The organism is Spiroplasma alleghenense (assembly GCF_003363775.1).
Lineage (GTDB): Bacteria > Bacillota_I > Bacilli_A > Mycoplasmatales > Mycoplasmataceae > Spiroplasma_B > Spiroplasma_B alleghenense.
Genome location: NZ_CP031376.1, coordinates 1,165,366 through 1,175,979 on the forward strand (window position 1 = coordinate 1,165,366; position 10,614 = coordinate 1,175,979).

General features: G+C 27.9%; 8 protein-coding genes. 2 read left to right on the plus strand and 6 right to left on the minus strand.

The features are described 5' to 3' along the window. Positions 1 to 216: 216 nt before the first annotated feature. From SALLE_RS05255 to SALLE_RS05265, 3 genes are read right to left on the minus strand one after another with little or no spacing between them, the layout of a single operon-like run. Positions 217 to 1,593: a hypothetical protein gene (locus tag SALLE_RS05255; protein ID WP_115558576.1), complete on the minus strand. Its 1,377-nt coding sequence runs from the start codon at positions 1,591 to 1,593 to the stop codon at positions 217 to 219. Further along, entirely contained in the window at positions 1,583 to 3,670 is a 2,088-nt protein-coding gene (locus tag SALLE_RS05260) for a hypothetical protein (protein WP_115558577.1), read from the minus strand. The genes SALLE_RS05255 and SALLE_RS05260 overlap by 11 nt, the downstream gene beginning before the upstream one ends. Further along, on the minus strand, positions 3,660 to 6,419 hold the full coding sequence (locus SALLE_RS05265; protein ID WP_115558578.1) for a hypothetical protein: 2,760 nt from the start codon (positions 6,417 to 6,419) through the stop codon (positions 3,660 to 3,662). The genes SALLE_RS05260 and SALLE_RS05265 overlap by 11 nt, the downstream gene beginning before the upstream one ends. Positions 6,420 to 6,595: 176 nt before the next feature. Between SALLE_RS05265 and SALLE_RS05270 the strand changes: the two genes are divergently transcribed. Then, complete coding sequence (locus SALLE_RS05270; RefSeq protein WP_115558579.1) at positions 6,596 to 7,429, plus strand: lipoprotein; 834 nt, start codon at positions 6,596 to 6,598, stop codon at positions 7,427 to 7,429. Positions 7,430 to 7,595: 166 nt separating this feature from the next. Next, positions 7,596 to 8,396, plus strand: a complete 801-nt coding sequence (locus SALLE_RS05275) for a hypothetical protein (RefSeq protein WP_115558580.1) — start codon at positions 7,596 to 7,598, stop codon at positions 8,394 to 8,396. 832 nt (positions 8,397 to 9,228) lie between these two features. On the opposite strand, the gene SALLE_RS05280 is transcribed toward SALLE_RS05275, so the two are convergent. The 3 genes from SALLE_RS05280 to SALLE_RS05970 form a co-directional block, all read right to left on the minus strand. Further along, positions 9,229 to 9,771 carry a lipoprotein gene (locus SALLE_RS05280; protein ID WP_115558581.1) on the minus strand — a complete coding sequence of 181 codons (543 nt, stop codon included), beginning with the start codon at positions 9,769 to 9,771 and terminating at the stop codon, positions 9,229 to 9,231. A 145-nt stretch (positions 9,772 to 9,916) separates the two neighbouring features. After that, positions 9,917 to 10,378: a hypothetical protein gene (locus tag SALLE_RS05285; RefSeq protein ID WP_115558582.1), complete on the minus strand. Its 462-nt coding sequence runs from the start codon at positions 10,376 to 10,378 to the stop codon at positions 9,917 to 9,919. 3 nt (positions 10,379 to 10,381) lie between these two features. Next, a complete protein-coding gene (locus SALLE_RS05970; RefSeq protein WP_162807967.1) occupies positions 10,382 to 10,492 on the minus strand; it encodes a lipoprotein in 111 nt (36 codons plus the stop codon). Positions 10,493 to 10,614: the final 122 nt, after the last annotated feature.

Here is a 10,614-nt window from a genome sequence, read left to right on the forward strand (position 1 = left end):
ATTCTTCAAAATCTAATTGTCTAATGCCTATTAATTATAAGTTGATATCTGAAATTTAACAGCATTATTTGAAAGTTTTAAAACAATCACTCTATTTTTTCCAAAAACAATCAAGTCTTAATTTAATAATTAAATTAACGATAAATCCAAAATAATTTTTAAGATTGCATCTAAGTTAATTGATTTAATTGCGATATAAAATTATTTATCTTTAAATTAGACTACCTCAATCTTAGCCTTTTTACTATACTTAGGTAATTTAGAATTTCAAAACAAGAAGTCTGCTTTCTTTCCGATAATTATTAGTAATATTAAAATTATAGAATACAAATGTACCAGTCAGTTAAATTTAAGAAGGTTCATAATCTCTATTATAGGGTTAGAGTCATTTAACTTGGATATCAAAGCTGTAATAGATAAGTTAAAAAAACTAAATGGATTATTTGTCAGTAACAAAGGTTGGGTAAAATTCAATAACATTTCACTTCTCATAATTTTAGGATCTTCATCTTTAATTGGAACGTCTTTTAAACTATTACCCATTAAAGATAAATTGTTAACCACATGACAAATTGTTGCATTGATAAATCGTTTTTCATTTAAATAGCTGATATTTTTTGTGAATGAATTTTTGTCTGAAAAGAAACTAAAAATCTCACTGATAAAATTAAGTAGACCAAAAAATAATAAGGCAAATATAAAGTCTATTAATATTTTCAGTAAATTAGTTAATCAAATTTCAGCTCCAATATTTTCGATAAAATTGCTATTAAATAAAATAAAGTCTATTTCGGTATGCTTATTTCCTTGAATATTGAAACCCAAAACAAAGAACAATATCATTTGAATAACGAAGAAACCTATTATCAATCATTTGAAATCAATACTAAATAGCAAACATGTCAAAAACAATATTATCGGAATCATATTTAGCATTAAATTTAAATTACTAATCCCTAAGGGATTTTGAACTATTGAGTCTGTAGCGAAAGGGAAAAATAAAAATAATATAATCGTTACAGCTAAGGACAATAGTAATATCCGACTTGTATAATTTGAAATAGCTTGACTTTCAAAGGCTGATTCTTTTGTATAGTAAACCAATCAAAATGTTCCAACAAAACCGCTCAATAACTGAGGGGAATTTATTTGGGTATTTAAAATAACAGGTTGAATTACTACAAAGACAATTAGAAAGCAAATAATTTTACGTTCAATTAGTAGCCCTGATATTAATGTCAATAAAATAACTATTATTGGTATGTGTTTTGTAGAAACCAGATTATTGATTAAAGTTCAAAATGAGTAGACCACATAGGTATTTACCAATAATACAATTATCATAACTGTTGCAACTATTTCAATTAATTTAATGTAAAATTTATTTAAGAGTCCCTCTTCTTTAATTTCAAAATCAGATTTTCTTTTTACTAAAAAATTAAGATATCATAGCGCTAGAATAAAGGTTAAAGTAAAAGTAATTGTGAAAAAAATAGTTGGACTATCAATTAAAACTAAAGTAACTATTGATAAAGAATATGAGAAAATCAATAAAAACGAAAATAGTATTTTCGTTTTTTTATTAATGAGCATATCCTAGAACCTTCAATGCTATTTGTTCTAATTCTTGTGGAGTTGAATATGTATGTTCAATATATTCTCCATCTTTATTTTGAATATATAAGTAAACATTAGATACTTCGCTAGTTACAACACTACCTCCATATGAACCAGATACTAAAGCATCGTAGGCATCCATTTGGTTAATAAAATACATCGGTTTATCATTAATCATTACTTTATAGGTTGTGTAAATCCCATCGGTTATAATGTTGTCAAAGCTGACAGTTTTATTTTTTCAACTTTTAATTTCATCATTGTGAACGTATTTTGAACTTAAGTCTATCTTAGTTTGTAATTTTCTAACAGCATCTTCTTTATCATTTCCTGAAACTTCATAGTTCCCGTAAACATCAAAGGCAAAGTATTTTTTAGCTAAAACATTACTTTCAATTTGGAATAGTTTTTCTTGAGCTTCTGCTGAGGTTGGTGATAATAGTAGACCGTCCAGAGAGGATTGATGTTTTTCTCCAGTAAATGTATACAAGGTACGAACATCCATTTCCCCCATCAAATAAAGGTAGTTATCTAAGTCAGCTTTTGTTACTGATAATTGTGAGTTTACTTTATATAGTTGGTTTCCCTCTTGGTCAAACCCATCATAGCGAGTCATAATTTCTGGTTTTAAAACATTGTCATAGTATTCTTGACTATCTGAAACTGAAAGTTCTTCTCCTTTAACTCCGTTTGGACCATATAAGTAATCTCTTTTAACCCCATACTTATTGTATTTTTCGCGAGGAAGACCATAAGTATTTAGAATTTCATTTTTCACAAATACTGGTAATCAGTAATCAAATAACTCTAAAACTATTTCAGTTGGAATGTCTTTAGTACTTGCAATTTCATATCCTAAATTACTTTTAGTACGAATTAAATAAGCATCTTTTTCAGAGTCTTTCATCTCATCAATTTTTTTACCATAAAGTTTAATTGCAGAATTATGGGTAAGATCAATTATTAGTTTACTTAAATCTACATCGGTTGGATTTTTACCTCATGATCCGTCTTTGGTAGTATTAAAAGTAATTTCTTCTTTTTGACCATCACTATTTATAAATCCGTATTTGTATAATCATTTTTTTCCATTTCAAGATCCATGTGTAAGACCTCTGTCGTAGTTATTTTTATTCCTAAAAAAATCTGTTCCACCATCTAAACGATCTTTCGGTTTTATGGTCACTTGTCCGTTATGTTTTTGCTCTCTTCCTTCAATGTAGTGATGCATTTCAATTTTTTCAGATTTATAAAATTTAAAGGTTTGTTGAGTGCTGGTTTCAACAAAGTCAACGTAATTTAAATCATCGCAAATATCTTCGGTTTTGGTAACTCTGGTTGGTGACCCCCATTTGCTAGCAAAATTATTTTTTATTGTTTTTTCAATATTATCGGCATTTCCGATTGCTCTTTTGGTTCCTACAAAATTACTTGGTTTCAAGTAGTATCCATCAACAAAACCATTAAGCATTTTCTCTTGGTCGTCTTTATTAAAAGCGTTGTAAAAGCGACCGTTTACTTGATAATAATTAGATTTTTCTAAACCTTGTTTAAATACAAAATTATCTTTGGCTTCGGTTGGTGAATCATATCAACCAATGTGATCATAACTATAACGTTGTTGAACTAAACCTAGGTTTGTATATGAATCCAAGGCTTTCTGTCTTTGGGTTTGAGCATTACCAAAGGCATCACGATAAACCATTGAAAAATTATCAAGGTTTGTATCATATAATTTTGTTTCATCTAAAATTCCATTTTGATGATCTTTTATAATTTCATTTAAATTGGATGAAGTTTGATAACTTTGAATTAAGCTTTCACTATAAATAAAATTATCTAATTCTTGCTTGCTATTAAAAGTTTCTCCATTAAAATTATAAATTTCTTTAGTTCCAATTACTTTTGATTTTGAGGCAATTAATTGCGTCATTTCTGAAACTTGACTGTTAAGACTTGATCTATTGAATTCATTTACAGCAACTCCGGTTGTGGCAACTCCAGATAAAAGCATTTGCGAACTTAATAATATTTTAAATAAACTAATTCCCATAAACTAATTCCCTTCCTTTCGAGTCAACCATTGTTGTGCTTTCTCTTACATAATTCATGAAGTCCTCTTCTGATTTAAAGGTTCTTCCACTAAATGTGACATAGTAATCTTTTACTATTTCTTCTTGTAAATAGTAGCCACTATTTGCTACCAAGAATATATCAACAGCTTCTTGTGATTTAAAGTACATGATTTTACCATTGAAATAAACTTCGTAGTACTCATACATTTTTCCTGATTGGGATTCAATCTCTTCAAAATCTATTGTTTTAATCAAGTCTGAGGAAATTACTGTTTTTGATTTTACATAAGTTTGTTCTATATAGGTATCTTGTTCCTCTATCATTTTGTCAAAATTTTCATAATTTCTTTTGATACCAGCTCTATCGCTTCATTGATATTTTTCTTTAAAATTAGCTTTTGTTATATTTTCTCTCAAACTTCTGGTTGCATCAATTTGATTTACAAAAGTATTTCCAAATCCATCAGTAAAGTATGGTTCCATATAAACTTCAAAATATTGTTTGAAGATTGAATCAGTAAACTCTTCCATTTGCTCGGCTGTAGTTTTTTCTGAATTTGGGTCAATTGGTTGATAAGCTTCTTTATCCATTACATTGATTCCAAATTGTTGTAAGTCTGAAAATTTTTCTGGCATTCTAATCATTTGCTCTTTTAAGTAATCGATTGCAGTGTCCTCTTTTTCAAAAAAGCTACCACTAACCCTGTACCCTGATTGGGCTCTGTCATCACTTGCAGAATACAAATTAAAAGGTGTAATGTATTTATTTGGTTTTTCTCTTGCTACTTCAAATCCAAATGCCTCAATAGCTAAATAAGTAAATATTAATTCTTGACCATTTCCAAAATCTAGCGTCTTGGTTTTATATTTAAAAGGTGAAAATTTATTTCCTAATTCTCAAACCTGTTGTACTGTGTTCATTTTACTTGACACCATACTTAAAGCACTAGTTTTTGATCTTGTAATATTTTCTGGTAATTCTAGTTTTCTATCAGGGGTTATTGTTAATTCATATTTTTGATTTTGTAGTTCTTCTTTTAAATCATCAGGTGTTTGAGGATTTCCATAGCCCAAGTCAATAACAACATCATCTCTAAAGTTATTATCAATTAACCCTTCATAACTTAATAGAATTTGTTCGCGATCTGATTCAGATAAATTAGCTCCCGTTTCATTTCCTTCTTCATCGTATAATTTTTTAACAATTCCATCTAATGATTTAATTGGATCCATTAGTGCATTTCCAAAATCATTTGCAGATTGAATAAATTTTTGAAACTTTATTCTGTTTGCGTCAGCATTATATTGAAATGAACTGGGATTTAAGAATACTGAAACAATGTCATTTATGGAAATGGCTTTATTAGAAGTGTCAAACAAAACTTCCATGACTTCTGTCATGTTTCCAGCCTTATTAACAACATTAAACATAATTTCTTTACATTTAGTTTCCCATTCTTCCATTTGTTTTTCTTTTCCTAAATGATTGGTTACTAATGCTTTATTAGCAATATTTTGGAAAAATACCAAACTTTTTGATTGACTATCAATTGATGCCCCGCTAAGATTACGCTCTATTTGGGAAATGGTAACATCTCCTTTTTTTGCTAATAAATCAATTTCTGCATTTTCGTTAGTCATTTTTATAAATTCATCCATCTCTTCTTTATCGTTATTGAAAATATCTGTCTCCACAGATCATTTATAGTTCTTTTTGTTAAATTCCCTTAACATTGATGTTTGCATATTGTACATTTCAGAAACCATCATGAATGGAGACAAAAACAAGTTTACTGTTGCAGATGAACTTTCTTTTCAATCGTCTTGAATTTTTGAGCTGAATGCTCCTGCTTCTAAATCAGTTTCAATTAACTGAGAACCCGAGAAGGCACCCCTTCCAGTATTGTTAATATTTAATCAGTAAGAATTTTTAGGTTGTTCATATTTAAAAATATTGTCTTTATAGATTTGGTCATCTTGTGTAATTAAAATCTTATCTTTTTCAGCTGGTCTAAAGCTACTTCACTCGTAATTTTTGTATCTATACTTGTACTCAGAGTTACTTCTAATTCAAGTCTTGATCATTGATTCATCTTGACAAGCACCAGCAATAATATAACAATTTGTTTTTACTCCATTTTCCAAGGACTCTCTCTTGTTATTTTCTAAGTATTGAATTAGTTCACTTTTATTGTAAAATTCAACTGGTGCAGTGCTATTGGGGTTTATATTTTCTGTCTCAAAGACTTTTAAATATTCTTCATAAGTTTTTATAGCACTTTGTTTGTTAGTATAGGAATTTCCATCACGACCATTATAAACCTGAATTAACTTATCACTTGGAGACAACGCGACATTAGCTGATAGCTCACCCGAATTAGAGACAATATAGTCATTTGGGTTTCGATAGGTCTCTTTCCTAATTGATTTATTTTTGCCCTTTATTTCTGACATCATGGCGTCTTTTTCATCAAGTGAATAAGTTTTGTTATCATAAACATAATATAAATGATTGTTTTCTGACTCTAAGTAAGTAGAAGAACTTCTCGCATAATCATAAACCTGGTTTTGATTTTCAAATAATTTTCCATCAAATTGCAACATCACAGATTGCGATGAGTTTAAACTAGATGCCAACAAAATTGAAGATGATGCAAGCAAAGAAGCTAACACAACTGCTTTTATATTTATTTTTTTCTTATTAGTATTTTTTTCTCTATTTTTCATATAATATTTTTTATTCCTTTCAAAAAAATTATATATTTAATATGTAAAATAGGTGTTTATTTTTATATAACGGAATATTATTCTAAATTAAATTAGAAAAAAATAAACCTTGTTTTAAGTGTTGTAAATAAGGACTTTATAATATAGAATCAAGGTGTTATCAAAGGAGAAAGTATATGAAAAAGATATTAAGTATTTTGGCAGCAATTTCGTTGTCAGCAACCCCAACATTAAGTGTTGTTGCTTGTGGAAACGGAGATAATGGATATTCAAAATTAAGAGATTTAACAGATGAGAATATTGTATTGTTTTTTGACGAGGTAGGAAAAGACTTTAGTTATGAAGGTGATTTTGTTTTCTTAAAAGACGCCGAGAAAATTGGAACGGCTAATTCATATAATTTAATTAGTAATTTATTTATAAAAAAAATTAATGAACTAATGAGCAAAAAATTTAAGACTAAAGAAAAAAATTATATGGGAGGAGTTTTCTTTGATGAAAAAATAGAAGACCTAAAACCGCTTGAAGAATATCATTTCACTGGTTACGCAAAATTTGTAAATTTAGAGACTAGAAAAGTAATAACTATTAAAGGATTAAATTTTACTTTTAAGCAAACTAATGATATTTCAGTAAAAGATATTAATGAGAAAATATTAAAGGACTATTTGGGTTATTCAAATAACTACACAAGCAATAACGACGAATCTTTAACTTGATCACTTCTTGATGAGTTTCGATTGGAAGAACCAATTAAAAACGGAGAAAAAGATAAAGTGAGAGATGAATTAGATATTGCTTTAAATGATGATTATTATAAAACAAATATTTATAAAGAATACGAATATAAAGTTGTTGTTAGTGATGTAGAAAGATACGAAACAGGACTTAAATATGAAAATCAAAAATTTGCCAGAGTAAATGCTTCGTTTACATTTTCAAATTTGAGGGAAGCCAAAACAATTGAAACTTCATTTGTAATGAGCACGAGAATGGTATATAGTAACTAGAACAAAAAACATTTCAGTAATTTTACTGAAATGTTTTTTGTTATTTTTTATAAAAAATAAACCTTGTTTTAAGTGTTGTAAATAGCGACTTTATAATATAGAATGAAGGTGTTATTAAAGGAAAAAATATATGAAAAAAATATTAAGTATTTTAGCAGCAATTTAGTTGTCAGCAACCCCAACATTAAGTGTTGTTGCTTGTGGAAATGGAGATGATGGATATTCAAAATTAAGAGATTTAACAGATGAGAATATTGTATTATTTTTTGACGAGGTAGGAAAAGACTTTAGTTATAAAGGTGATTTCATCTTTTTAAATGATGGAAATATTATTAATGACAATAATTATGATTTTGGTCAGCCATTATCAAATCTTTTTCTTGAAATAATAAATGAGAAAATGAGCCAAAAGTTTAAAATGAAAGAGAAGAACTACATTGCAAGAGTTTTTTTAAAAGAGAAGATAAGGGTTACACCTCAAGAAGAAATTAAATACACCGGTTCAATTAGTTTTTTAAATCTAAAAACTGGGAAAAAAACCGATGTTGAAGGTTTGAATTGTACTTTTGAACAAACCAATAATATTGGAAAAAAAGATATAAACGAAAAAGTCTTGAGCGACTATTTAAATTATAATTATAATTATGCAAGCGACAACGAAGAATCATTAACTTGGGCTCGTTTTGACAAAAATCATATCAAACCTTCTATTATTAAAGAAGGAACACGAGAAGAAAAAATAGCTCAAGTTCAAAAGGAGATTGGAGAAAATCTTTATTATAATCCAATTTACTCTGAATATGAATTTGATGTAAAAGTAGATGATGTGCAAAGATATGAGACTAGATTTAATAGCGAAGAATATGAATTTGCTAAGGTAAAGGCTTCTTTTGATTTTAAATCATCCGGAGTATCAAAAAATATTGATTCGTCGTTCGTACTTGCAACCGCAGAACTGTATTTATAAAAAAATCTTAAATAAATTTAAAAATCTATAAAAAATTGCCTTGGGCAATTTTTTAATTTGTAACCATTTTTACAATCCATTTAACTATTAAATTTAAGCATCGATCAAAACATACAAACACAAGCAGGTAAATCTAGGAAAATATTGGGTATAAGTATTGAAATATTTTTTAGCATTTATTTGCGTGTTGAGAATATTATATTCACGAACACCTCGTGGTGCATAATTAATATTTAAAATCCAAAAATACGGCATACCCTCCATAATATTCCTCTTCTGTGTCAAAGAAATAAAATTGTCACATATTTACTTCGCTTATAGTCATATGTAAAAAGCCAGACCACAGATAAACATATAAAATACACCAATTTCTAGACAAACTTCTTCAAAAACATCTTTTGTCTCAAAATAAGCATAACCCGATTCGTGTTTTAGTAAATTAGCAACAATGTCTACCGGATTTATATTTTCATTAGTACATTGATTTAAATTTTATTGTTTTTTGCGATTTAATAGTATTTATTTTATAATTTTCATTGCAGATATAGCTATTATTCTCAGACTTTTACGTTGAAATATTTAACTTGATTAATTCTGATTGAATTTTTAATTTTCGAGTTAAAGTAAATTGTTTTTTCATTTAAAAATGTAACCCTTATACAAATTTTTTAATAGATTAATTAAAAAATATATAAAATGCTTTAGTTCGGCGCGAAACCTTGGACTAGCGAAATCTTTATGATGCATTTATTTATAAATATGTATATTCGGAGATTAAGATATAAAAAATTGCCCTTTTATAGATAAATCTATTTCAGGCAATTTTTTATATTTAAGAGGTTTTGATTTTTTCTATCTCACTTTTCAATTCTTTCCAATATTTGACTACTTGTTCTCTATTTTGTTTAATAATTTTATAAGAAACTTCTAAAGTATCTCCTCCAGTACTAATGATATAGCTATAGACATCCACGTCTCATAGAATTAATTCATCAGCAATATCTTGAGCAGTTTCTTTATCTTCTTCCAAAATAAAATATTTCACTATAGAATAATTGGCAGCCAATTGATTTGCAAAACATATCTGAAAATCTGGGGTGTTCATAACTTGTTGTACCTGTTCAGCACTCATTTCCTCGGCCTCTTCTACTTCAAATCCTAAATTTTTTCCAAGCTCTAAAGCTTTTGCAAAAAACGAATCTTGAAATTTATTGGCCAATTCTTGTCAACCTTCTTTGGTTTCGGGGTTTTTAAAATTATAAATTTCCTTAATAGATTTTGATATTTCCGAGTTATCATTGCTACATGCAATTACTGCGCTTGAAGTAGATACTGTAAGTCCTACTGCTGCTAATATAGATAATATCTTTTTCATATTTAATCTCCTTGGTGTAATAACCACTATTAATTATATACCACTTAGAAATAAAATTGTAAATTTTAAAATATTTTGGAAATTATTTTTAATGTTTAAAAATAATAAAAATAAAAAGTTGTCTTTTAAACAACTTTTTATTTTTTTAATCTGTTATTAACGATAATTCTTTTGTTAATACTTCATGGTACTCCGCAGCTTTTACTCTGTTTTTTTCGATAACTTTAAAAGTAACTCATTCTTCTTTATCGTCATCTTCACTATAATCTTCTTTGTAAGTCTCGCTTTTAAAGTCATTCAACATGTCAACTGCTATTTCTAATTGTTCATCGTCATTCTCAAATTCCTTAGTCTTTGTCATTCCAAATGCATATGATTCAACAATATAATATGCAAGGCTAATTTGATATTCTGGCTGATCTACAATTTTTTGCATTTCAACCGCATTGGGTTCGTAATCCTCATCAGTTGTATCGAAGCCTAGCTCTTTGGCAATTTTAACCTCGTTGTCAAATCCTTTTGAAATATTTTCGCTACCTAAATCCATTCACCCTTCTCTAGTTTCGGGTTTTTTGAAATTATAAATTTCGTCAATAGTTTTTAACATTTCCTAAGTCATTTCTTTGTCTACACCTTTTGGATCAGTACCACAAGCAACAACAGCACTTGAAGTAGAAACTGTTAATCCAACAGCAGCTAATATTGATAATAGTTTTTTCATTTTGTTTCTCCTTTGATTTATAAAATCTAAATTAATTATATATACTTATATAATTAATATCAAGATTTAAACAAATTCCCTTTTACCAATTTGTTTATAATAATAGGTTGAAATTCAACCAT